Source organism: Mycobacterium sp. NGS16 (genome assembly GCF_059813225.1).
In genome coordinates this window covers 258,407-280,411 of the sequence record NZ_JCALEE010000002.1, presented here as the reverse complement: position 1 = coordinate 280,411, position 22,005 = coordinate 258,407, and the positions used below count along the sequence as shown (strand labels likewise).

Annotated in this window: 22 protein-coding genes; 11 read left to right on the top strand and 11 right to left on the bottom strand. The window is 69.0% G+C overall.

From position 1 onward, the window contains the following. Nucleotides 1-101 precede the first annotated feature (101 nt). A complete protein-coding gene (locus AC5Y4Q_RS06940; RefSeq protein ID WP_165604377.1) occupies nt 102-260 on the bottom strand; it encodes a hypothetical protein in 159 nt (52 codons plus the stop codon). A 479-nt stretch (nt 261-739) separates the two neighbouring features. On the opposite strand from AC5Y4Q_RS06940, the gene AC5Y4Q_RS06935 reads away from it, so the two are divergent. Next, nucleotides 740-1,828 (top strand): DUF4328 domain-containing protein, encoded by a 1,089-nt coding sequence (locus tag AC5Y4Q_RS06935; protein ID WP_064923699.1) that lies wholly within the window; start codon nt 740-742, stop codon nt 1,826-1,828. A 4-nt stretch (nt 1,829-1,832) separates the two neighbouring features. Further along, the gene (locus AC5Y4Q_RS06930) at nt 1,833-2,648 is read left to right on the top strand and encodes a glycerophosphodiester phosphodiesterase (RefSeq protein ID WP_064923698.1); all 816 of its coding nucleotides are present in this window, start codon (nt 1,833-1,835) and stop codon (nt 2,646-2,648) included. Between the two features lie 21 nt (nt 2,649-2,669). Here the strand turns inward: AC5Y4Q_RS06930 and AC5Y4Q_RS06925 are convergent, their stop codons facing one another. Both AC5Y4Q_RS06925 and AC5Y4Q_RS06920 read right to left on the bottom strand, forming a co-directional pair. Beyond that, nucleotides 2,670-3,209 carry a ferritin gene (locus AC5Y4Q_RS06925; RefSeq protein WP_125225606.1) on the bottom strand — a complete coding sequence of 180 codons (540 nt, stop codon included), beginning with the start codon at nt 3,207-3,209 and terminating at the stop codon, nt 2,670-2,672. A gap of 141 nt (nt 3,210-3,350) precedes the next feature. Further along, the gene (locus AC5Y4Q_RS06920) at nt 3,351-4,502 is read right to left on the bottom strand and encodes an LCP family protein (protein WP_125225607.1); all 1,152 of its coding nucleotides are present in this window, start codon (nt 4,500-4,502) and stop codon (nt 3,351-3,353) included. 359 nt (nt 4,503-4,861) lie between these two features. Between AC5Y4Q_RS06920 and AC5Y4Q_RS06915 the strand changes: the two genes are divergently transcribed. Continuing rightward, complete coding sequence (locus tag AC5Y4Q_RS06915) at nt 4,862-5,575, top strand: DUF1275 family protein (RefSeq protein ID WP_235663963.1); 714 nt, start codon at nt 4,862-4,864, stop codon at nt 5,573-5,575. A 115-nt stretch (nt 5,576-5,690) separates the two neighbouring features. Continuing rightward, on the top strand, nt 5,691-8,021 hold the full coding sequence (locus AC5Y4Q_RS06910) for a cellulase family glycosylhydrolase (RefSeq protein ID WP_499958482.1): 2,331 nt from the start codon (nt 5,691-5,693) through the stop codon (nt 8,019-8,021). A gap of 5 nt (nt 8,022-8,026) precedes the next feature. On the opposite strand, the gene AC5Y4Q_RS06905 is transcribed toward AC5Y4Q_RS06910, so the two are convergent. Both AC5Y4Q_RS06905 and AC5Y4Q_RS06900 read right to left on the bottom strand, forming a co-directional pair. Then, nucleotides 8,027-8,779 (bottom strand): CPBP family intramembrane glutamic endopeptidase, encoded by a 753-nt coding sequence (locus AC5Y4Q_RS06905; protein ID WP_064923692.1) that lies wholly within the window; start codon nt 8,777-8,779, stop codon nt 8,027-8,029. A gap of 22 nt (nt 8,780-8,801) precedes the next feature. After that, nucleotides 8,802-9,632, bottom strand: coding sequence for a DUF2470 domain-containing protein (locus AC5Y4Q_RS06900; RefSeq protein ID WP_125225055.1), 831 nt, complete (start codon nt 9,630-9,632; stop codon nt 8,802-8,804). 149 nt (nt 9,633-9,781) lie between these two features. On the opposite strand from AC5Y4Q_RS06900, the gene pheA reads away from it, so the two are divergent. Next, complete coding sequence (gene pheA / locus AC5Y4Q_RS06895; RefSeq protein ID WP_064923688.1) at nt 9,782-10,657, top strand: prephenate dehydratase; 876 nt, start codon at nt 9,782-9,784, stop codon at nt 10,655-10,657. After that, the gene (locus tag AC5Y4Q_RS06890) at nt 10,654-11,343 is read left to right on the top strand and encodes a histidine phosphatase family protein (RefSeq protein WP_125225056.1); all 690 of its coding nucleotides are present in this window, start codon (nt 10,654-10,656) and stop codon (nt 11,341-11,343) included. Before pheA ends, AC5Y4Q_RS06890 begins: the two co-directional genes overlap by 4 nt. 7 nt (nt 11,344-11,350) lie before the next feature. On the opposite strand, the gene AC5Y4Q_RS06885 is transcribed toward AC5Y4Q_RS06890, so the two are convergent. From AC5Y4Q_RS06885 to AC5Y4Q_RS06875, 3 genes are read right to left on the bottom strand one after another with little or no spacing between them, the layout of a single operon-like run. Next, complete coding sequence (locus AC5Y4Q_RS06885) at nt 11,351-11,539, bottom strand: hypothetical protein (RefSeq protein ID WP_064923686.1); 189 nt, start codon at nt 11,537-11,539, stop codon at nt 11,351-11,353. Between the two features lie 59 nt (nt 11,540-11,598). Then, nucleotides 11,599-11,949 carry a metallopeptidase family protein gene (locus tag AC5Y4Q_RS06880; protein ID WP_065019440.1) on the bottom strand — a complete coding sequence of 117 codons (351 nt, stop codon included), beginning with the start codon at nt 11,947-11,949 and terminating at the stop codon, nt 11,599-11,601. Beyond that, nucleotides 11,946-13,055, bottom strand: coding sequence for a septum formation family protein (locus AC5Y4Q_RS06875; RefSeq protein WP_328589406.1), 1,110 nt, complete (start codon nt 13,053-13,055; stop codon nt 11,946-11,948). The genes AC5Y4Q_RS06880 and AC5Y4Q_RS06875 overlap by 4 nt, the downstream gene beginning before the upstream one ends. Nucleotides 13,056-13,137: 82 nt before the next feature. On the opposite strand from AC5Y4Q_RS06875, the gene serS reads away from it, so the two are divergent. After that, the gene (gene serS, locus AC5Y4Q_RS06870) at nt 13,138-14,391 is read left to right on the top strand and encodes a serine--tRNA ligase (RefSeq protein WP_064922687.1); all 1,254 of its coding nucleotides are present in this window, start codon (nt 13,138-13,140) and stop codon (nt 14,389-14,391) included. A gap of 9 nt (nt 14,392-14,400) precedes the next feature. On the opposite strand, the gene AC5Y4Q_RS06865 is transcribed toward serS, so the two are convergent. Continuing rightward, a complete protein-coding gene (locus AC5Y4Q_RS06865) occupies nt 14,401-14,958 on the bottom strand; it encodes a TetR/AcrR family transcriptional regulator (protein ID WP_064922685.1) in 558 nt (185 codons plus the stop codon). A gap of 240 nt (nt 14,959-15,198) precedes the next feature. On the opposite strand from AC5Y4Q_RS06865, the gene AC5Y4Q_RS06860 reads away from it, so the two are divergent. Continuing rightward, complete coding sequence (locus AC5Y4Q_RS06860; protein ID WP_064922683.1) at nt 15,199-15,624, top strand: MmpS family transport accessory protein; 426 nt, start codon at nt 15,199-15,201, stop codon at nt 15,622-15,624. Next, nucleotides 15,621-18,518 (top strand): MMPL/RND family transporter, encoded by a 2,898-nt coding sequence (locus tag AC5Y4Q_RS06855; protein ID WP_499958477.1) that lies wholly within the window; start codon nt 15,621-15,623, stop codon nt 18,516-18,518. The genes AC5Y4Q_RS06860 and AC5Y4Q_RS06855 overlap by 4 nt, the downstream gene beginning before the upstream one ends. A 7-nt stretch (nt 18,519-18,525) precedes the next feature. Here AC5Y4Q_RS06855 and AC5Y4Q_RS06850 read toward each other — a convergent pair whose 3' ends face one another. Continuing rightward, nucleotides 18,526-19,086: a TetR/AcrR family transcriptional regulator gene (locus AC5Y4Q_RS06850; protein ID WP_064922680.1), complete on the bottom strand. Its 561-nt coding sequence runs from the start codon at nt 19,084-19,086 to the stop codon at nt 18,526-18,528. Between the two features lie 56 nt (nt 19,087-19,142). Next, complete coding sequence (locus AC5Y4Q_RS06845; RefSeq protein ID WP_499958475.1) at nt 19,143-19,637, bottom strand: DUF2834 domain-containing protein; 495 nt, start codon at nt 19,635-19,637, stop codon at nt 19,143-19,145. Between the two features lie 83 nt (nt 19,638-19,720). On the opposite strand from AC5Y4Q_RS06845, the gene AC5Y4Q_RS06840 reads away from it, so the two are divergent. Together AC5Y4Q_RS06840 and AC5Y4Q_RS06835 are read left to right on the top strand one after the other, a co-directional pair. Beyond that, entirely contained in the window at nt 19,721-20,362 is a 642-nt protein-coding gene (locus tag AC5Y4Q_RS06840) for a TetR/AcrR family transcriptional regulator (protein ID WP_499958473.1), read from the top strand. Between the two features lie 67 nt (nt 20,363-20,429). Beyond that, a complete protein-coding gene (locus AC5Y4Q_RS06835; RefSeq protein ID WP_499958471.1) occupies nt 20,430-22,004 on the top strand; it encodes a phytoene desaturase family protein in 1,575 nt (524 codons plus the stop codon). Nucleotide 22,005: the final 1 nt, after the last annotated feature.

Below are 22,005 nucleotides of genomic sequence, written 5' to 3'. Positions count from 1 at the left end.
GGCAACGCGGCCGCGATGTGGTGAGGCCACCTCGACCAACACTGCTCCAACACCGGGTGTACCGCAACAACCGGTCGGGCCGCCGCGGCCAGGCGCAGCGCTTAAATCAGAACAATCGCCAGCAGGAATGTCAGCAGCACCAGCGCGATCACGCCGGCGCGCAGCGAGGCCAGCAGATAGCCGCGCGTGTAGGTCGATGATCCGGCGTGCCAGCCCGTCGCCGTGGCGACGGGGCCGGGTCCGATCGGACGTGCCGTCATGCCGCTGCCCTCGACATCGCTGTGCCCCCAAAGCTCACCGTCGCGCCCACCCCCGTGAGGCGCATCACAACCGTTCTGTGACGGCGATCATAGCGCTTTGTCGGCCCGGGAGAAAAATACGACTGGTATCAGCCGTCTGCCTGCATCGATGCCGTCCGCATAGCGTCCAGGCGGGCGGCCGGGACAGCTGGTTAGTGAATCAAGAGATTTCGCTCGACGCTGTTAATCAGCTCACCTCGGCGACTGCTCGTTATCCACAGTCGCCCGTTCGAGCGCGGCACAAAAGCACCTCATCGGCCTTCCTACCCCGGACCGGTGTGTGGATAAACCTGTGGAAACTGTGGATAGCTAGGTGTAGCTGAACGGGTTCCGACCCGGCTTGGGCCGCATCCCGGACCCGTCGCATCGCCGCGGTGCCGGTGGCGGCGACCCGCTGCGGTCGGCTCCGCCGACCTTGCGATCGCCGTTACGCTGGTGCGGTGATTCAGGTGTGCTCCCGTTGCGGCACGCGGTGGAATGTGCGCGACCGGCGGCGGGCCTGGTGCCCGCGCTGCAATGGCGCGCTGTGGGCGCCGCTGACACCCGCGCAGGAAGCGGAGCTGCAGTGGGCCCAGCCGGGACCGCCCGCGCCGGCCAGCCACTCCATGGCGCCGCCCGATTCACCGCCCCGGTTGGGCCCCGGTTATCGCTGGATCGCAGTGCGACCGGGTCCGCCGCCTCCGCAGCGTCGTCGGCGCCGCCCGCTGGGCCCCACTCCGCGCTACTCGGTGATGCCACGCTGGACTCTGATGGGCGCACCCGGCCCCGCCGCCGCGGCAGCGAAACAGGAGGAGCGGGCCGCGCCGTCTTCGCGGTCGCTGGAAAGGGCGCTGGGAGGCGCGGTCGCCGCGCTGGGTATCGCTGCGCTGGTACACGCGCTGATCTACGTCCTGATGATCATCAACCGCACCCGGCTGCTGCATCCGTTGCTCGCCGGTGGTGCGGTCTGGCTGGGCCGCCTGGCCAGCCTGGCCGCGATCGCGGCGGTTATCCATTGCGCCGTGGTGCTGACCCGCTGGCTGCTCGCCCGCCGGTCGGCGGCGTTCGCCCGGCTGCATCTGCCCGAGTCACGGCCGGCCTGGGCGCTGTGGACCGGCTGCCTGGTGCCGCTGGTCAACCTGGCCTGGGCCCCGGTCTACGCGCTCGAGCTGGCCGGGCGCGAGGATCGGCTGGGCCGGCTGCGCAAACCCATCGTGGTGTGGTGGCTGGTGTGGGCAATCAGCACCGCGGCCGCCGTCTTCGCCACGGCAACCCGCTGGGCCGACGACGCTCAGGGCATCGCCAACAACATGGTCGCGACGGTGGTCGCCTACCTGCTTGGGCTGGCCGCGGTGGTAGCGGTGGCCCGGGTGGTTGAGGGATTCGAACAGCGATCGATGGGGCGGCCCGCCCACCACTGGGTGGTGGTCGCCGATGACCGCGACACCGCGCCGACGGCGCCGCCGGACACCGCGGGGGCTCCGGAGCCGGAAACCGCGGCGACACCGGCCGCCGTTGGCGGGCCCGGCGGACGGGAACCGGCAGCATAAACCCATGGCAGCGGCCGACGATGTGGTGGCGCAGCACCCCTTCGTGGTCGCGCACCGGGGCGCGTCGTTCGACCGCCCGGAACACACCCTCGCCGCCTACGACCTAGCGCTGCAGGAGGGCGCCGACGGCGTCGAGTGCGATGTGCGGCTGACCAGTGACGGTCACCTGGTCTGCGTGCACGACCGGCGGGTGGACCGGACGTCGAGCGGGGCGGGGCTGGTCAGTGAGATGACGCTGTCGCAGCTGCAGAGCTTCGACTACGGGGCTTGGCACAACAGCCGGCCGATCGGACCGCCGCAGGCCGCCGATCCCCGGCACGCCGGACTGCTCACCCTCGACGCGCTGGTGGCGCTGGTCCTGGACTGGCAACGGCCGGTGAAGATCTTCATCGAGACCAAGCACCCGGTGCGCTACGGCGCGCTGGTCGAGCGAAAAGTTCTTGCGCTGCTGCACCGATTCGGGATCGCCTCACCGGCGTCGGCGACCCGCTCGCGTGCGGTGGTCATGTCGTTCTCCGCGGCGGCGGTGTGGCGGATCCGCCGGGCGGCGCCGTTGCTGCCGACGGTGCTGTTGGGGTCGGCGGCCCGCTATCTGGGTGGCAGCGCCGCAACCACGGTCGGGGCGACCGCCATCGGTCCCTCGATCGCAACGCTGCGTGAGCACCCCGAGCTGGTCGACCATGCCGCCGCGCGCGGTCGCGCGCTGTACTGCTGGACCGTCGACCGCGACGAGGACGTCGACTTCTGTCGAGATGTCGGCGTCGCGTGGATCGCCACCAATCAGCCCGCCCGAACCAAGGCGCGGTTGCGGGCGGGCTGATCAGCCGGTGTGGGAGCGGCGTCAGCTGCCGGCGGCGCGCGGCGCGCCGGCTTCCGGCCTGCCGGTGCCGATCTCGCGGGCGATGAAGTTCTCCAGGTCGAACAGGTTGTGGCCGGCACGATCGGCCACCCGCAGCAGCCGGGTCATGGTCGCCACCTCTTCGACCTGCTCACGCAGGAACCACTGCATGAACTGCTCGCCGAGGTGGTCACCTTCATCCCGGGCCGCGCTGGTCAGGCGGCTGATCTGCTCGGTGACGGTGCGCTCCTGGTCGAGCATCAGCGCCAGCGCGTCCCGCGGGGCGTCGAAGCGGTTGCGGACCGCGTCCACCCCGGGGATCTCGACCGCCACGCCGCGATCGAGCAGGTACTGCACCATCATCATCGCGTGGCTGCGTTCCTCGACGGCCTGGGCGTAAAAGAATTTCGCCAATTGCGGGAAATCGCCGCCGTCGAAATATACGGCAACGGCGACGTATTGCTGTGCCGCGGTGAATTCGTGGTAGATCTGCTCCTGGAGCAGTGCATGGAATTTCGACGTGTGGTTATCAGTCTCGGACATGAGCGCGATGCTACCCCTGGTCAGACCCGGTGCGCATCCAAGGCGAGGCTTATATAGGGCAGCTTTGCCTAAGTAAAGATAGGATAGGCTGAAATGGTTCTTCCAGAGCGTCGGTAATTGCAGATCGGGAATTGTCGTTCATTACCGGGTGTCGGTTGTCGGCGGCTCGTCGCGGCTCAGCGCATCGAATAGCCGCGCGGCCTGCTGGTGGTCCCACACCACCGCGTCGCCGGAGTCCGTGTAGGTGAACTCTCCGATCGGCACGGTCCGCATCGTGGTCGGGCCGTGCAGCGCCCAGCCCAGCGCTGCCAGCTCCGACACGCCCACCCCGGAGTCCACCGTCAGCGCCCGCACGACGGCGTTGGGCACGGCATACCAGCGTCGTGGGTCGAGCCAGACCGCCGGATCGGCAATGCGCGCCAGCAGCGCGGACAGGAACAGCCGCTGGTGATCCATCCGGTCCAGATCGGCGCGTGGTGTGGCCCGGCTGCGCACGAAGCCCAGGGCGGCCTGGCCGGCCAGCTGCTGGCAGCCGGCCGGCAGGGTCAGCCCGGCCAGCGGGTCGTCGATCGGTTCGCCCGGGCATAGGGTGACCCCGCCGAGGGCATCGACGAGCGCGGCGAACCCGCCGAACCCGATCTCGACGTAGTGGTCCAGCCGCAGTCCGGTGGCCTGCTCCACCGTCCGGGTCAGCAGTGGCGCGCCGCCGAGGGCGAACGCGGCGTTGATCTTGTCATCGCCGTAGCCGGGGATGGGCACATAGGAGTCGCGCGGGATGGACACCACGGCGGCCGGTGAGCCCGAGCCCGCATCGGGCAGGTGGATGAGCAGCATGGTGTCGGTGCGTCCGTTGCCGACGTCGCCGCCGGTGGTCAGGTGCTGCTGCTGCTCGACGGTGAGGTCCGCGCGGCTGTCGGAGCCGACCAGCAGCCAGGTGGTACCTCGGCCGGGCGCCGGCCGATCGGCGTAGCCGGAGAACACCGCGGCGCGGTGCAGCGCGGAGTCGAGCCAAACGGCACCACCGACCAGGCCGGCCGCGCCGAGCAGCACCACCAGCAGCGCGAGCACCGTCAGGCGGCGCAGCCAGGATCGCCGCCGCGGTGCGCGCGGTCGGGCCGGTGGGCGCCGCCGGTGTACTACCGGCGCGGGCGGGGAAGGCGCCGGCCGGTGCATCGGCGATGCGGGCCGATACGGATGGCGGTGCAGCAGTGGCGGCGGCTCCCGCGGCGGGCGAGGCGGTGGCTGCCGATCCCAGGGCCGCCGCGGCCCCACGGGTCTGCGATCGCCGTTCACCTGCCCAATCTACGCGGCCGGCGATTCGTATACGCGAACCATTGGCCCGCAAATGGGTGTCAAACACCATGGCGATGCCCGGTTCGCGTTTTTAAAAATGGTGGGACCAGTGACGCGATGTCGATGCATATCGACCAAGCGATCGTGCCGTCGGGTGACAGGGCGGCACAGCTGGGCGCGGCGGCGTCCGACTTTCCGGCGCTTCGCGATTCCTGCTGCACCCCATGATGTTCCAGCTCGGATAGCAGGCGGAGTGACCGCCTTGGCTGTCCGGCTGTCAAGCCGGCTGACCGTGCCGATGACTGGAAGGAAGCACACTGGTGCCCGACGAAATCTCTGCCGAGCGATGCGCTGACCCGCTGTCGGGCAAGCGAATTCGTCAACGATATGACAGCGAGACGAAGTTGTCGTGGGTGTTGGCCGGCTTGGCGGGCCTATTGGGCGCCACGGCGTTTACCCACTCCGCCGGATACTTCGTCACCTTCATGACCGGCAACGCGCAGCGCGCCGTGATGGGCTACTACGCCGAGGATGACTGGGTCGCGGCGTCGCCCTGGCTGGCGGTCTCGGCGGCGCTGCTTCTGGCAGCGTTTGTCGCCGGGGTGGTGAGCGCGTCGTTATGCCGGCGGCACCTGTGGCCGACGCGGCCCTATGCCACCACCGTGCTGACCACCCTGGCGCTGGTGCTGGCCACCGTGGTTGACGCCGTGCTGTTGGGCGGCCCCGAGCTTCCCTTGCCGTTCTTCCCGATCGTGTTGATGACGTTCGGTATCGGCGCGCTCAACACCACCTTCGTCGACCGGAACGGTGAGGTCTCGATCCCCTTGAGCTATGTGACCGGCACGCTGGTGAAGATGGGCCAAGGTATCGAGCGCCACGTCAGCGGCGGCGGACTCGCCGATTGGCTGGGATATTTCCTGCTGTTCGGATCCTTTGTGCTCGGCGCCGCCATCGGCGGGGGTATCGGCCTGGTCGCCGGCGGTACCTACATGTTGGCGATCGCCAGCCTGATCTGTGCACTGACGACGGGATACAGCTATTTCTGCGCCGGCCATCGCCGGCTCCGGGACTGAGCCGTCGCGACGGGGTCCACCGATTTCGCCTTTTCTCAGGTATTGCTCGTGATTTTCGCACCCAGCTGTTATCTTGGCCGCGAGTTCTCCGTCGCTACGGAAAGAGGTCTACCCGATGATGGCGCGTCCGACCACCTCGAAGCGGAATCGTCGGACTGTCGGGTTGGGCACCGCCGTCGGGGCGTTTCTGGCGTTCGGGGTGACCCCGCTGGCGGGGGCGCCGACGGCCTCTGCTGAGGGCTTCGATGCCGTGTTCGACCAGGTGCTGGCGCCGTTCGTCGATGCCGCTACCGGCGGCCTGGATTGGGACGCGCTGTTCAGCCCGGCGGCCTGGGACGCGTTCTTCGACCCGGGACACTGGGACGACCTGCTGGCCGGGGCGGCGGTGGCCAGCCTGCCTACCGACCCGACGGGATGGTTGCAGGACCTCATCTACACCCCGCTGCACACCGGGATCGAGGGCTGGATCAACAGCGCCGGCGCGGCGCCGATCGTCGCCGGCCTGAATCAGCTCAGCACCGCGCTGGGCGCGGGAACGATGATCGGCGACGGCGCGGCCGGCACGCAGGAGCATGCCGACGGTGGCGCGGCGGGCTGGTTGTTCGGTGACGGCGGGGCCGGCTGGGACAACACCGCGGCCGAGGGTGTCGGCGGGGCCGGCGGTGCCGCCGGGTTCTTCGGCAACGGTGGCGCCGGCGGCGCCGGTGGCGAGGGAGGCGCCGGTGGTGTCGGTGGGGCCGGCGGATGGTTCATGGGTGTCGGCGGGGCCGGCGGTGCCGGTGGCGGCGGGGTGACCGGCGGGATCGGTGGCGCGGGTGGTGCGGGGGTCGGCTGGCTGCTCGGTGTCGGCGGCACCGGTGGTGCCGGCGGCGACGGCACCCATATCGGCGGTAACGGCGGTGACGGCGGTAACGGCTCAGCGTGGTTCGGCAGCGGCGGTGCCGGCGGCGGCGCCGGCCACGGCGTCTACCTCGGCCAAGGTGATCTGCCCGCCCTGGGCGGGGCCGGCGGCGTCGGCGGCGCGCTGGGCAGCCACGGCGCCGTCGGCCACTTCGGCACGCTCGACGGCGCCCCGGACAAGGGCCCGGCTGAACTCGGCACCGCCGGCAGTTGGATCGTCGACGACCAGGGCCGGGTGGTCATCCTGCAGGGCGTCAACCAGGTATACAAGTCGGCGCCGTTCTCGCCGGGCGGCAACGGTTTCGACGAGGACGACGCGGCTTTCCTGGCCGCCAACGGCTTCACCGCGGTTCGGCTGGGCCTGTACTGGGACCAGATCGAGCCGCAGCCCGGGGCATACAACTGGGCGTACCTTGCGTCGGTCAAGGAGACCATCGAGACCCTCAAGGCGCACGGCATCGTCAGCGTCATCGACATGCACCAGGATCTCTACAGCGCCGAGGTCGGCGGCCACGGTGCGCCGGACTGGGCGACCTTGTTCAACGCGGGAGACAACGACACCAGCCAGCCGTTCCCGTTCGCCTATGCGCTCAACCCGGCGCAGAACCAGGCCTGGGATGCCTTCTGGGCTAATGAGAAGGTGAACGGCATCGGGCTGCAGAACGCCTACGCCCGGATGTGGCAGACCGTCGCCGACTACCTAGGCGGCACCCCGGGCGTGGCCGGCTACGAACTCATGAACGAGCCGTGGCTGGGCTCGGCATGGCTGGGCAGCCTGCTCGGCAACCCGCACTTCGACACCCAGACACTGACCCCGTTCTACGACCAGGTGATCTCGGCGATCCGGTCGGTCGACCCGAACACCACGGTGTACTACGAACCGAATGTGTTGTTCGGCAACGCCACTGCGGTCACCCACCTGGGCGGGGTCGACGACGACAACGCGGTCTTCGCGTTCCACGACTACTGCATCTTCGACGCCCTGGGCGGTGGCAGTGCTACCGGCTGCTCATTCTGGGACGGGATGATCATGGACGGTGCGCAGCGCTACATCGACCAGTACGGCGTCCCGGGAGTGGTGACCGAGTTCGGTGCCACCCACAACATCGACACCATCGGCAGCCAATTGGGCTCGATGGACCCGCACCGGTTCGGCTGGCTGTATTGGGGCTACACCAACGAGGCGGGGTCGCTGGTGCACAACACCAACATGGCGCCGACCGGCGACAACGTCGACGGGCCCATCGTGGCGACACTGGCCCAGCCGTACCCGCAGGTGATCGCCGGCGTCCCGAGCAGCTGGTCGTTCCAGGGCGGCGTCTTCTCGTTCAGCTACTCCACGGCCATGGCCGACGGCTCGGGCAACTTCGCCGCCGGGTCGGAAACCAGGATCTCCATCCCGGACGTCCAGTTCCCGAACGGCTACCAGGTCAGCGTCACCGGCGGCGAAGTCGTCTCGGCGAACAATGCCTCGGTGCTGGTCATCGAATCCAGTGCCGGGGCCAGCAGCATCACCGTCACCGTGACTCCCGTCGCGGGCGGGTAGCAGGGTCAGCGCAGCCACCCGAGTTTGTCGGCGAACAGCGCGTAGCCCACGAACGCCACGGTGTCGATCAGGCCGTGGGCCAGGATCAACGGCCACAGCCGGCCGGTGCGCTGCCAGGCGTACCCGAACACCAGGCCCATCGCGACATTGCCCAGGCCGGCGCCGAAGCCCTGGTAGAGGTGGTACGTGCCGCGCAGCAGGGCCGAACAGGTCAGCGCCACCAGCGGGGCGACCCGCAGTTGGCTCAGCCGGGTCAGCAGATAGCCGACGACGATCACCTCCTCGGCGAAGCCGTTGGCGAAGGCGATCACGATCAGCATCGGCGCGCGCCACCAGGTGTCGGTGACCGCGGCGGGGATGACGTCGGCGTTGAGGCCCAGGGTTCGGGCCAACAGGTACAGGACCAGCCCGGGCAGCCCGATCAGTGCGGCCAAGCCCAGGCCACCGGCCAGATCGCGGCGGCTCGGCCTGCGGTTCAGCCCGACCCGAGCCGGGCCGTATCCGCTGCGCCACAGCAGATACAGCGCCAGCGCTCCCCAGGCGATCAGCTGCGCCGCCCACGCCGCGTTGAGGCCGAAGTCGATGAGCCCGAAATAGGACCGGCGCGGGTTCAGCGGGATCCGCTGGGCGCTCAGGTCGCGCAGCACCGCGTCGGCGAGCTGCAGAATCGCGGTGACGGCACTCAGCCCGTAGGTGACCGCCAGCACCACGGCGATCTCCAGACACAGCGCGCGTCGCTGGGCCGCCGGCTCGGTCACCTCGACACGGTAACCCGGGCCGCTACCGGGGGCGGGGCTGCAACCCGTTGAGAAACGGGCAACCCATCAGGGCACGCACCGCCCGGTTCAGGCTCAACACGTCGGTGACCGGGCGCGGGAAGCTCAGCCGGACATCGTGATCGCCGTCGGGGGCCTCGACCCGCAGCCACATGCCGTAGCGGTCCACCGCCAGCGGGCGGGGCCGCCCGCGCCGCAGCTGCGGCGGCAGCTTGGTGGTCGCCAGCCGGGCGACCAGCTCGGGGTGCGCCGAGTCCAGGTGGTGTAGCCAGTGCGCCTCGATCCCGCAGAACGGGTCGGGGCGCGCCGCCAGCAGATCCTCGACGGCGACCGCCTCGGCCCCGGTCGCATCGGCCAACACCGCCGAGTCCGGGGTGAGCTGCAGCAGTGCGTAACTGCCGTCCGCGTCACCGAGGCTCGGGCCGTCGGATGCCGCGGCGGTCGAGCGCGGTGAGATCACCTGCAGCAGCGCCGGGTTCGGGTCGACCGCGGCGATCCGGTCGAGTAGTGCGGCGATCTTCGGCGCGGGCACCGTCTGCAGGCGACCACGGATCCACGCCAGCGCGCGGACGCGTTCCCGCAGCCGCAGCGGGGCGTGGTCGGTCAGCTCCAGCATCGCCGAGACGCCGGTCTCGGCGGCGGCCGCCTCGGCGACCGGATCGCCGACAGGCACCGCGACCACCAGAGACCCGTCCGACAGCAGGTGGCACAGCGGTGCGTTGACCGGCGCCGCGTCGACTGTGTCGGCGATCGCCAGCAGTGCCTGACCCCGGACGCAGGCGCTGCGGATCCGCTCCGCGGCGGTCGGGACGGTTACCGCTGTGGTGGTTGCCATCGATCACCCTTTCAGTAAGTGAGGTAAGCCTAACTTAATTAACTGGCCCCCTTCGGCGCAACAGGAAATCTGCGGAGCGGTTCGCGGCGCCGCCCCCGTTGCACGCGGCGCCGGCCGCCCGACCGTGCCATGGCCGATAGGGTTGAGCCGTGACCCGCATCAGCTATCTCGGCCCCGCGGGGACCTTCACCGAAACGGCGCTGCTCGCGTTGACCGGCGCCGGGCTGGTTCCCGGCTGTGACCATCACGACCATCGCGCCGTGCCGGCCGAGAGCACGCCGGCCGCACTGGAGGCGGTGCGTACCGGCGCCGTCGAGTACGCCTGCGTGCCGATCGAGAACTCGATCGAGGGCGGGGTGACGCCTACCCTCGACGGGCTGGCGGTCGGTTCGCCGCTGCAGGTGTTCGCCGAAACCACCCTGGATGTCGCGTTCTCGGTCGTCGTCGCGCCGGGACGGACGGTCGCCGACATCCGCACCGTGGCCGCCCACCCGGTGGCCGGCGCCCAAGTGCGACGCTGGCTGGCCGAGCACCTGCCGCAGGCTCACATCGTGCCGGCGAACTCCAATGCCGCTGCCGCGCAGCAGGTCTGCGACGGCGAAGCCGACGCCGCGGTGAGCACCGCACTGGCCGCGCAGCAGCGCGGACTGCCTACCCTGGCCGACGGCGTGATCGACGAACCCAACGCCCGCACTCGCTTCGTGCTGGTCGGCACACCCGCGCCGCCGCCGCGGCGCACCGGTGCCGACCGGACGTCGGTGGTGCTGCGGCTGGATAACGCGCCCGGCGCCCTGGCGGCCGCACTGACCGAATTCGGCAGCCGCGGAATCGATCTGACCCGGATCGAGTCCCGGCCGACCCGCACGGAGCTGGGCACCTACCTCTTCTTCCTGGACTGTGTGGGGCACATCGACGACCCCGCCGTCGGTGAGGCGCTGCAGGCGCTGCGCCAAAGCTGCGCCGACGTGCGATATCTGGGGTCGTGGCCCGCAGGGCCGGCCGGTCGGACGGAGGCGCCGACGTGAGCGGCCGGCTGGTGCTGGTGCGGCACGGGCAGTCCTACGGCAACGTTGAGCGCCGGCTCGACACCCGCCCGCCCGGATCGGAGCTGACCCCGTTGGGCCGCGATCAGGCCCGGGCATTCGCGGGCAACGGGTTGCACCGCCCGGCGCTGGTCACCCACTCGGTGGCCACCCGCGCCGTGCAGACCGCCGCGGAGATCAGCGGCCGCTTCGGGCTGCCCGCCCGCGCCCTCGACGGCATCCACGAGGTGCAGGCCGGTGCGCTGGAGAACCGCAACGACGACGACGCGATCGCCGAATTCAATGCGATCTATCAACGGTGGCACTCCGGTGAACCGGGGGTCGCGTTGCCCGGCGGCGAGACGGCCGAGGAGGTGCTGGACCGTTATCTGCCGGTCGTCACCGAACTGCGGATGCGCTACCTCGACGACGACGACTGGACCGGCGACATCGTCGTGGTCAGCCACGGCGCGGCGATTCGCCTGGCGGCGGCCACGCTGGCGGGGGTGGACGGCGGTTTCGTCTTGAATCACCACCTGGACAACGCCGAGGCGGTGGTGCTGTCACCGATCACCGACGGCCGGTGGAGCTGCGTGCAGTGGGGCGCGTTGACGCCGCCGTTCTATCCCGAACCCGAGGCGGACCCGGTCGGCGACGCGCTGCGCTCCGATACCGACCCGATGGGTTAGATCTGGGTTAGATCGCCAGCGCGTAGACCTCGGCGCAGCGGCAGCCGACCGCCTCGCAGTCCACGGCGAACGAATGCAGCAGCACCTCGCCGGGGCAGCCGTCCTCGGTGCACTCGGCGGCATGCAGCACGTGGTGAATGAGGGTGCCGTGGCAGTGGTCCAACCCCGCCCGGCAGGCTCGGCAGTGGTCATCCATGGGTAGTTCCTAGCACTGCCTGCCGACAACGGCGTTTTGCCGCGCCGCGGCGGGCCGGCTCAACTCCAGCCCAGTTCGTGCAGCCGGTCGTCGTCGATGCCGAAGTGGTGGGCGATCTCGTGGATCACCGTGATCCGCACTTCGTCGACGACCTCGTCATCGGAGCCGCACATCTCCAGCAGCGCGTCCCGGTAGATCGTGATGGTGTCCGGCAGCGATCCGGCATAGTTCGAGTCGCGCTCGGTCAGCGCCACCCCTTCGTAGAGCCCGAGCAGGTCGGGTTCCTCGGCGTTGCGATCCGCCACCAGCACCACGACATTGTCGAAGGCGGCGGTCAGCTCGGGCGGGATCAGATCCAGGGCGTCGGCGACGAGTTCGTCGAACCGGCGCGGGTCCATCTGCACACTCACCGTGGCTGGCTACCGATGGGCAATTGATTGAGCCGCTCCGCGGGAATCGACGGCGGCGGGACCGGGGGCTGGCCGTTGATCAGCAGCTGCCCCCGGGCGCTGTTGATCAGGGCCGCCCAGCCGCCGTTGCCCAGGGTGGCGCCGAGGCTGCACGCCACCTCGCGGCTGCCCGCCGACCAGCTCGGCAGCGAGATGGTGGCGTAGGTCAGCGTCAGCGTGGTGTCGCGCAACTGCACCGGCGCCAGGTAGGTATCGGTGAGCCGGGTGCAGGTGTCTTTGATGAAGGCGTCCTGCTCGGGTTCGGGCGGCAGCCCGTCGGGGAACCGCTCGGCCAGGTTGACCGTGCCGGTGACCTCCTTGGTGTGCGGGGCGGCGCAGTCGACCGGAACATCGTTGGGCTGGTTGGTGGCCGGGTCGATGCCCAGGCAGGTGCCGGGTGGCCAGACCTTGGACTGGTCGATATCGGCGACTTTGCCGGTGAAGGCGATCTGCTGGCCGCCCACGCCGGGCAGCTGCAGGCCGCACAGCATCCGGCGCTCGCCGTGCTGGCGCCAGGCTCGCTCGCCGGCCCACAGCATGCTGGCGACGAACTTGCTGTGCGGGTCGAACTTGACCCCGAGGTAGCGGCGCACCGACGACTCGCACTGTTCCTGGGTGATCTGCTCGATGCGGGCGGTCGTCGGCGGCGGGGCGTCGGGGCCGTACTCGGCGCCGGGGAACATCTTCATGTCCACCGGCCCGGCGACCTCGAACTTGTGCTCGTCGGCGCAGCTGACCACCGTCGCGCCGTCCAGATCGTTCTCCGGCCAGTTCAGGCAGTCGCCGGCGACCGCGCGGTCGATCGCCTCGTTGCCCTTGCCGATCCCCAGGCCCAGCCCGGGACCGGCGCCCTTGCCGCCCGGGCCGGCGGCCGGCTCGGTGTTCAGGTGCCCCAGCAGCCCGCCGTGCCCGTCGCCGAGCACCGGAACCACCGTGACCAGCCCGGCGATCAGCAGCCCGCCCAGGGCGGTCAGCAGCAGGGTGCGGCGGGTGGCGGCCGCCTGCAGCGTGCGCAGCCAAGACACCCGCTGGGCGGGTGGATTTTCCTGGTCGGCTGCCTCTGACATCGGATCCATTCTGACAGGCAGCCAACGATGCGTGACAAATGATGCGAAAGTGATGCCACCGGCCGGGTTGTAGGGTTGCGCCGTGATCGACCTGAACCTGCTGCGTGAAGACCCCGACCGTGTCCGCCGCTCCCAGGTGGGTCGCGGCGAGGACCCGGGCCTGGTGGATGCCCTGCTGGCCGCCGACACCGCCCGGCGCGCCGCGATCGCGGCGGCCGACAACCTGCGCGCCGAACAGAAGGCGGCCAGCCGGTCCGTCGGCGCCGCGTCGCCCGAGGAGCGCCCCGTGCTGCTGGCGCGGGCCAAGGAACTGGCCGAGCAGGTCAAGGCCGCCGAAGCCGCCCAGGCCGACGCCGAGGCGACGTTTGCCCGCGCGCACATGGCCATCCCGAACGTCGTCCTCGACGGGGTGCCGGCCGGCGGGGTGGACGACTACACGGTGCTCGATGTGGTCGGTGAGCCGCCGGCGATGGCGAACCCGCGCGACCACCTGGAGCTCGGGGAGTCGCTGGGCCTGATCGACATGGGCCGGGGCGCCAAGGTCTCCGGCTCGCGGTTCTACTTCCTGACCGGCCGCGGTGCGCTGCTGCAGCTCGGGTTGCTGCAACTGGCGCTGCGGGTGGCGGTCGACAACGGGTTCACACCGATGATCACCCCCGCGTTGGTACGGCCGGAGATCATGTCCGGCACCGGGTTCCTCGGTGCGCACGCCGAGGAGGTGTACCGGCTCGAAGCCGACGACCTCTATCTGGTCGGCACCTCCGAGGTGCCGCTGGCCGGCTACCACTCCGACGAGATCCTGGATCTGTCGGGCGGGCCGCTGCGCTACGCCGGGTGGTCGTCGTGTTTCCGCCGGGAGGCCGGCAGCTACGGCAAGGACACCCGCGGCATCATCCGGGTGCACCAGTTCGACAAGGTGGAGGGCTTCGTCTACTGCCGGCCCGCCGAGGCCGAGGCCGAGCACGAACGGCTGCTCGGCTGGCAGCGCGACATGCTGGCCCGCATCGAGGTGCCCTACCGGGTGATCGACGTCGCCGCCGGCGATCTGGGTTCCTCGGCGGCGCGCAAATTCGACTGCGAGGCCTGGGTGCCGTCGCAGGGCACCTATCGGGAGCTGACCTCGACATCGAACTGCACCACCTTCCAGGCGCGCCGGCTGGCCACCCGCTACCGCGACGAGAACGGCAAGCCGCAGACCGCCGCGACGCTCAACGGCACGCTGGCCACCACCCGCTGGCTGGTGGCGATCCTGGAGAACCACCAGCAGTCCGACGGCAGCGTGACCGTGCCGCAGGCGCTGGTGCCGTATGTCGGTGCCGAGGTGCTCGAACCCTAGGCTCCGGCGTCAGGCCGCGAACAGCCGGCGCGAGCAGTCCAGCAGCATCCGGTGCAGCTCCTCGTTGGGGATGTCGGCGACGGCGGGATCGGCTGCCGCGCCGAAGATCCCCGACACCAGCACCGCGACCGCCGTGCGCGCAGTCGGGTCGGGCTCCGGGCCGGCCAGGATGGCCTGCAGCCGGCGGACGGCGTCCCGGAACTCCGCGACCGCCTCGATCACCACGGCGACGGCGGGATCGGCGTAGACCAGTGCGGTGGTACGACGGTGCCGGACGGCCAGCTCGATCATGCCGCTGATGGTGGCCTCCCGCCGGACCTGCGGCGACGGGATCACTTCGGCGATCTTGACCACTCGGGCGATGTCCTCGAACGCCGGACGGAACACCGCGGCGACGATGTCGTCCTTGCAATGGAATTGGTAGTACACCGCCGACTTGTTGACGCCCAGTCGGTCGGCGATCATCTGCAACGACGTGCCGCTCACCCCGTGTTGCGTGAACAGCTCCTGTGCTGCCTCCAGCACCCGGTCCCGCGCGAATCCACGCGGTGCCACCGCCCTTGCCACCGCCTACCTCCCGGCCCTTCAGGCCTCACGCGCGCTGAGTCACAGTGAGCTACACCGCAGAGTTGAACTGACTAATCGCTTGATTCTACTTTACTAGTCGTATAACTTCGCCTTTTGTCACGCGCAACCACAACCGCGGGGGAAGGGAGCGTCGCCGATGCCGGACGCCTGGGTGCACAACCTTGCCGAGCCGTCGCAGCTGCCGGGAGTGCCCGGCCCCAGCGTCGCGGAACTCCGGTGATGACAGCGCTCAAACGCGGGTGGCTGCCGCTGCTGATCATCGTGGTGGTGCTGCTGGGCACGGCGACCGTGCTGCGGCTACGGACCTACTTCGGCGGCGAGAACTCCAACCTGGTCAGCACCAAGGTCGACGACACCAAGCCCTATGACCCCAAAGTCGTCACCTACGAGGTCTTCGGTGAGCCCGGCGCCACCGCCGATATCAGCTACCTCGACCTCGACAGCAGGCCGCAGCGCGTCGACGCCGCACCGCTGCCCTGGACGCTGACCTTGAGCACCACGTTGTCGGCGGTGTCGCCCAACCTCTACGCCCAGGGCAAGGGCTCCATGCTCGGGTGTCGCATCAGCATCGACAACGAGCTCAAAGACGAACGAACCGCCACCGGCGTCAGCGCCCTGACCTTTTGTCTGGTGAAATCCGCATGAACACGCACACCTCCACCGGCGCCGAGCGCGGCACCATCGCCAAATGGATTCGGCGCCTGGCGATCCCGATCATGCTGGGCTGGGTCGCGATCATCGTTCTGGCGAACACGACCGTTCCCCAGCTGGAGAAGGTCGCCGAGATGCGCGCCGTGCAGATGACCCCGGACGAGGCGCCGTCGATGATCGCGGTCAAACGCCAGGGCCAGCTGTTCGAAGAGTTCAGCTCCAACAGCTCGGTGATGCTGGTGCTCGAAGGCGAGCAGCCGCTGGGCGCCGACGCTCACCACTACTACGACGCGATCATCGCCAAACTCAAGACCGACACCACCCACGTCGAACACATCCAGGACTTCTGGGGTGATCGGCTGACCGCCGCGGGAGCCCAGAGCCCCGACGGCAAGTGCGCCTACGTGCAGATCTACACCGCCGGCAACCAGGGCGAGGCGCTGGCCAACGAATCGGTCAAGGCGGTCCAGGACGCCGTCGACAGCGTCACCGCCCCGCCCGGCGTCAAGGCCTACGTGACCGGCGGCGCGGCGCTGGCCGCCGATCAAGACAAGGCCGGCACCCGCAGCATGCACGTCATCGAATCGCTGACGTTCGTCGTCATCATCACGATGATGCTGCTGGTCTACCGCTCGATCACCACCGTGCTGCTGGCGCTGGCGATGGTGGTGACCGGCCTGATGTCCGCCCGCAGCATCGTTGCCCTGCTCGGCTATCACAACCTGATCGGGCTCTCGCCGTTCGCGACCAGCCTGCTGGTGACCCTGGCGATCGCCGCCGCGACCGACTACGCCATCTTCTTGATCGGCAGATACCAGGAGGCGCGCAGCGCCGGCGAGGACCGGGAAAGCGCCTACTACACCATGTTTCGCAGCACCGCTCATGTGGTGCTCGGTTCGGGGATGACGATCGCGGGCGCCACGCTGTGCCTGCACTTCACCCGATTGCCCTACTTCCAGTCCCTGGGTATTCCACTGGGTATCGGGATGACGGTCGTCGTCATCACCTCGCTGACGATGGGGGCGGCGGTCATCTCGGTGGCCGGGCGGTTCGGCAGCCTGCTGGAACCCAAGCGGGCCAACCGGGGCCGGGGCTGGCGCAAAATCGGTGCGGCGGTAAGCCGTTGGCCCGGACCGATCCTGATCGCCGCCACCGCGACCGCCATGATCGGCATCCTTGCCCTGCCCGGCTACCGGCCCGGCTACAACGACCGCGCCTACATGCCGGCCGACCTGCCCGCCAACCAGGGCTTCTTGGCCTCCGACCGGCATTTCCCCTCTGCGCGGATGAACCCCGAGATGCTGATGATCGAAACCGACCACGACGTGCGCAACTCGGCGGACTTCCTGGTCATCGAGCGAATCGCCAAGCGGGTCACCACAGTACCCGGCATCTCCCGGGTCATGTCCATCACCCGGCCGCAGGGCATGCCGATGGAGCACTCCACCTTCGGCTACCTGCTCGGCATGCAGGCGGTCAGCCAGGACATGACCCGCAAATTCAACGACGACCGCACCGCGGAGATGTTGGCCCAGGCCGAGGAGATGCAGGTCAACATCGACACGATGACGAAGATGATCGAGCTCATGGAGGATATGAACGCCACCATGGGCCGCATGGTCGGCAAGATGCACCTGATGGTCTCCGACATCGAGGACCTGCGCGACAAGATCGCCAATTTCGACGACTTCTTCCGGCCGATGCGTAGCTACTTCTACTGGGAGCCGCACTGTTACGACATCCCGATCTGCCATGCGCTGCGGTCGGTCTTCGACGCCATGGACGGTGTCGACACGATGACCGACAGCTTCAAGCAGATCGTTCCGGACATGGACGCGATGGCCGCGCAACTGCCGCAGATGCTCACCTTGATGCCGCCAATGATCCAGATGATGAAGAACACCAAGGCCATGATGCTGACCACCTATGCCACCCAGAGCGGGCTGGCCAAGCAGGCTCAGGAAGCCCAGGGGGATCCCGCGGCGATGGGCGAGGCCTTCGACAAGGCCCGCAACGACGACTCCTTCTACCTGCCGCCGGAGATCTTCGACAACGCCGAATTCCAGCGCGGCATGAAGATGTTCATCTCCCCGAACGGGCACGGGGTGCGGTTCGTCATCACCCACGAGGGCGATCCGCTGAGCGCCGACGGCATCGAGCACATCGACGCGATCAAGCTCGCGGCCAAGGAGGCCATCAAGACCACCCCCTGGGAGGGTTCCAAGATCTACGTCGGCGGTACTGCGGCGATGTTCAAGGACATGCAGGAGGGCTCCAACTTCGACCTGATGATCGCCGGCGTCGCGGCGCTGTGCCTGATCTTCATCATCATGCTCTTGATCACCCGCGCCGTGGTGGCCGCGCTGGTGATCGTGGGCACCGTGGTGGTGTCACTTGGCAGCGCCTTTGGTCTCTCGGTGTTGTTGTGGCAGAACATCATCGGCCTGCCGGTGCACTGGATGGTGCTGGCCATGGCGGTGATCATCTTGCTGGCCGTGGGCGCCGACTACAACCTGCTACTGGTGTCGCGGCTGCGCGAGGAGATCCACGCCGGACTGCATACCGGCATGATCCGCGCCATGGGCGGCAGCGGATCGGTGGTGACCGCGGCGGGACTGGTGTTCGCCTTCACCATGATGACGATGGCGGTCAGCGAACTGCGGGTGATCGGCCAGGTCGGCACCACCATCGGTTTGGGACTGCTGCTCGACACCCTGATCATCCGGTCGTTCATGACGCCGTCGATCGCGACCCTGCTCGGCAAATGGTTCTGGTGGCCGCAGGTGCCGCGCCTGCGGCCGGAGCCGGCGCCGTGGCCCGCGCCGCTGCAGCGGAATCCGGGGGAGGCTCTGGTCGGATCCGGTGGCGGATCCCACCGACGGTGGTGAGGGCCGCTCAGGTCAGCGGCTCCATCACCCGCCGCGCAGTGTCGAGCAGGATGCGATGCAGGTCTTCATCGGCGATGTCGTCGAGTTCGGGATCGGCCGCGGCGGTGAAGGTTCCCGCCATCAGGGCGGTGGTGATGACGCGGGCCGTCGCATCCGGCTCGGACCCCTGCAGGATCGCCGCGGCCTCCTGGCCGGCGGCCATGAAATCCTCCCGGGACCGCACGGCGTGCTCCACGGCGCGGTCATAGAACAAGAAGGTGAGCCGGCGGTATCGCACGGCGAGCTCGACCACTCCGCTGACCGCCACATCGCGCTTGCCCTGCTGGGTGGGCATCGCCTCAGCGATCTTGATCACCCGCACGATGTCGTCGAACATCGGTTCCACCAGGGCGATGACGATGTCGTCCCGGGACCGGAATTGGTAGTACACGGCCGGTTTGCTCACGCCCAACCGGTCGGCGATCATCTGCATGGACGTGCCGCCCACGCTGTGCTCCATGAACAGGGCCAATGCCGCCTGCAGCACCCGATCGCGCGCAGACCCGCGCGGCGCCACCGGCTTGGCCACGACATCCCTCCCGTCGTCGCGGCCAGCCTATCGGTGATCGCGAGGCCGGCGCAGCGCTACCTGCCGGCGGCCTCCATGATCGACGGTGTCGCGGCGTGGCGGCGCTGGCGTTCCATGGTCGCGAAGTAGAACGCGTAGGCGAACGCGCAGCTGGTGAACAAGCTCGACACGAAATACAGCCAGGGACGCCGCAGCCCACGCCGGTAGCCGTCGATGATGGTGAACAGCGGCAGCAGAATGACATTGATGATGGTGTAGTCCTGGCTCGCCGAGCCGGCCGCCGGATTGGTGAACATCAGCTGGATGTACTGCGTCCAGCTGCCCGGCCCCCAGATCGGGTTGTGGTTGGGGCTCTGCGCGTACTCGTTCACGAAGCGGATGTTGAAGTACCAGCCCAGCAAGATCGAGGCGATGCCGATCACGTAGTAGACGACTTCCAGCGGCGAGAACGCCCCGCCGCCAGCGGGTTTCGCGAAGACCGTGCGGTTGGAGGCCACGATCCAGCCGACGGTCGCCAGGCCCAGCACTGCATGCACGAGGAGCGAGATCATGCGGTCAGTGTCACCATGACCCGGCAGTTTTGTCAATATTGTCATTACGGCGCGGCGGTGGGTGCTGCGGTACGTTTAGCCGCATGCCCCGAGCGCCGCAGACCGCGCGCAGTGAACGCACCCGCGAGGCGTTGCGCCAGGCAGCGCTGGTCCGGTTTCTGGCCCAGGGTGTCGAGGACACCTCGGCCGAGCAGATCGCCGCGGACGCCGGCGTCTCGCTGCGCACCTTCTATCGGCATTTCACCTCCAAGCACGACTTGCTGTTCGCCGACTACGACGCCGGGCTGCAGTGGTTCCGCAGCGCGCTGGCCGCCCGACCGCGGTCCGAGCCGACGATCGAGGCGGTGCAGGCCGCGATCTTCGCCTTTCCCTATGACGTTGAGGCGGTAACGCGCATCGCCGCGCTGCGCGCCGAAGAGCTCGACCCGGACCGGATCGTGCGTCATATCCGGCAAGTTGAAGCCGACTTCGCCGACGCGGTGGCCGAGCGGCTGCGAGTGACCGGAGCCGGCGCCGGCGGTTCAGCCAGGCTCGACCCAGGAGAGGCGAAGCTGGGACCGCCGTACGAAACTGCCGACGACCGGCTGCGCATCGCGGTGACCGCCCGCTGCATCGCGGCCGCGGTGTTCGCCGCGATGGAGGTCTGGATGCTGGGCGAGGACCGTTCGCTGGCCGACTTGGCCCGGATGTGCCGGACCGCACTGAATTCACTACAGAACCTCTAGTTACGTCAATATTGACAAAACTGGCGTCGCCGTGTCAGCCTCGGCTCAACGGAAGGCGAGTGCAAGGGTGAGTTCCAAGACCGATTACGACGTGATCGTCATAGGTGCCGGGCACAACGGGTTGGCCGCGGCCCTGATCCTGCAGCGCGCCGGGCTGCGCACGCTGTGCCTGGAGGCCGGGCGCTATGCCGGCGGGATGGCCTCGACGGTGGAGTTGTTCGACGGCTACCGCTTCGAGATCGCCGGTTCGGTGCAGTTCCCGACGTCGGCGGCGGTCAGCGCGGAACTGGGCCTGGACGCCCTGGACGGCATCGATCTCGAGGTCATGTCGGTGGCGCTGCGCGGTGTCGGCGACGCGCCGCTGATCCAGTACACCGACCCGATGAAGCTGTTCACCCACCTCAGTGAGGTGCACGGCGCCGAAGCCGTCAACGGCATGGCGGGCCTGCTGGCGTGGAGCCAAGCCCCCACCCGCGCGCTGGGCCGGTTCGAAGCCGGCCGCCCGCCGAAGACGCTCGACGAAATGTATGCCTGTGCCGCAAACGAATTCGAGCGTTCGGCCATCGACGACATGCTGTTCGGATCGGTCACCGATGTGCTGGACCGCTACCTGCCCGACCGGGAGAAGCACGCGGCGCTGCGCGGCTCGTTCACCGTGCTGGCCGTCAACACCCTCTACCGCGGGCCGGCCACCCCCGGTAGCGCTGCCGCCCTGGCCTACGGTCTCGGTGTTCCCGACGAGAACACCGTGCTGATGAAGAAACTGCGCGGTGGGATCGGGGCGCTCACCGGGCACCTGCACGAGACGTTCACCGGGCTCGGCGGTGAACTGCGGCTGCGCACCAAGGTGTCCGAGATCCTCGTCGACCCGGCCGGACCCGAGGTGGCGGGGGTGCGCACCGACGCCGGTGACACCGTGACCGCACCGGTGGTGGTGTCCGCCATCGCCCCCGATGTCACCGTGACGTCACTGATCGATGCCGGCGTCCTAGCCGAGGACGTTCGGGCCCGATACGCCCGCACCGACCATCGCGGCTCCTACCTGCAGATGCATTTCGCGCTCGAGGAGGCCCCCGAGTTCGCCGCCCCCTACGAGGCGCTCAACGACCCCGCGATGCAGGCCTCGCTGGGCATCTTCTGCACGCCCGAGGAGGTGCAGCAGCAGTGGGAGGACGCCCGGCGCGGGATCGTGCCGGCCGATCCGACCGTCGTGCTGCAGATCCCGTCGCTGCACGACCCGGAACTGGCGCCGGCCGGAAAGCACGCCGCGTCGGCGTTCGCGCTGTGGTTCCCGATCGAGGGCGACGGCAACTACGGTGAGATGAAAGTCGAGATGGGTCAGCGGGTGATCGACAAGATCACCCGGCTGGCACCGAATTTCGAGCGCAGCATCACCCGCCATACCACCTTCACCCCGCGCCATATGGGCACCATGTTCGGAGCGCCGGGCGGGGACTACTGCCACGGCCTGCTCAACCCCGACCAGATCGGACCCAACCGTCCCGGGGCCCGCGGCTTCGTCGGGCAGCCATTGCCGGTCGAGGGGCTGTATCTGGGCAGTGCGGGCTGTCACGGCGGGCCCGGCATCACGTTCATCCCCGGCTACAACGCCGCCCATGCGGTGCTGGCCGACCGCAGCTAGC

Excerpts from the sequence above, each read along its gene's own strand:
- AC5Y4Q_RS06925 (WP_125225606.1), bottom strand. The coding sequence starts at position 3,209 with ATGTCCGAGACTGATAACCACACGTCGAAATTCCATGCACTGCTCCAG.
- AC5Y4Q_RS06900 (WP_125225055.1), bottom strand. The coding sequence starts at position 9,632 with ATGGCAACCACCACAGCGGTAACCGTCCCGACCGCCGCGGAGCGGATC.
- AC5Y4Q_RS06860 (WP_064922683.1), top strand. The coding sequence starts at position 15,199 with ATGACAGCGCTCAAACGCGGGTGGCTGCCGCTGCTGATCATCGTGGTG.
- AC5Y4Q_RS06885 (WP_064923686.1), bottom strand. The coding sequence starts at position 11,539 with ATGGATGACCACTGCCGAGCCTGCCGGGCGGGGTTGGACCACTGCCAC.
- AC5Y4Q_RS06855 (WP_499958477.1), top strand. The coding sequence starts at position 15,621 with ATGAACACGCACACCTCCACCGGCGCCGAGCGCGGCACCATCGCCAAA.
- AC5Y4Q_RS06840 (WP_499958473.1), top strand. The coding sequence starts at position 19,721 with ATGCCCCGAGCGCCGCAGACCGCGCGCAGTGAACGCACCCGCGAGGCG.
- AC5Y4Q_RS06845 (WP_499958475.1), bottom strand. The coding sequence starts at position 19,637 with ATGATCTCGCTCCTCGTGCATGCAGTGCTGGGCCTGGCGACCGTCGGC.
- AC5Y4Q_RS06875 (WP_328589406.1), bottom strand. The coding sequence starts at position 13,055 with ATGTCAGAGGCAGCCGACCAGGAAAATCCACCCGCCCAGCGGGTGTCT.
- AC5Y4Q_RS06940 (WP_165604377.1), bottom strand. The coding sequence starts at position 260 with ATGACGGCACGTCCGATCGGACCCGGCCCCGTCGCCACGGCGACGGGC.
- AC5Y4Q_RS06910 (WP_499958482.1), top strand. The coding sequence starts at position 5,691 with ATGATGGCGCGTCCGACCACCTCGAAGCGGAATCGTCGGACTGTCGGG.
- AC5Y4Q_RS06930 (WP_064923698.1), top strand. The coding sequence starts at position 1,833 with ATGGCAGCGGCCGACGATGTGGTGGCGCAGCACCCCTTCGTGGTCGCG.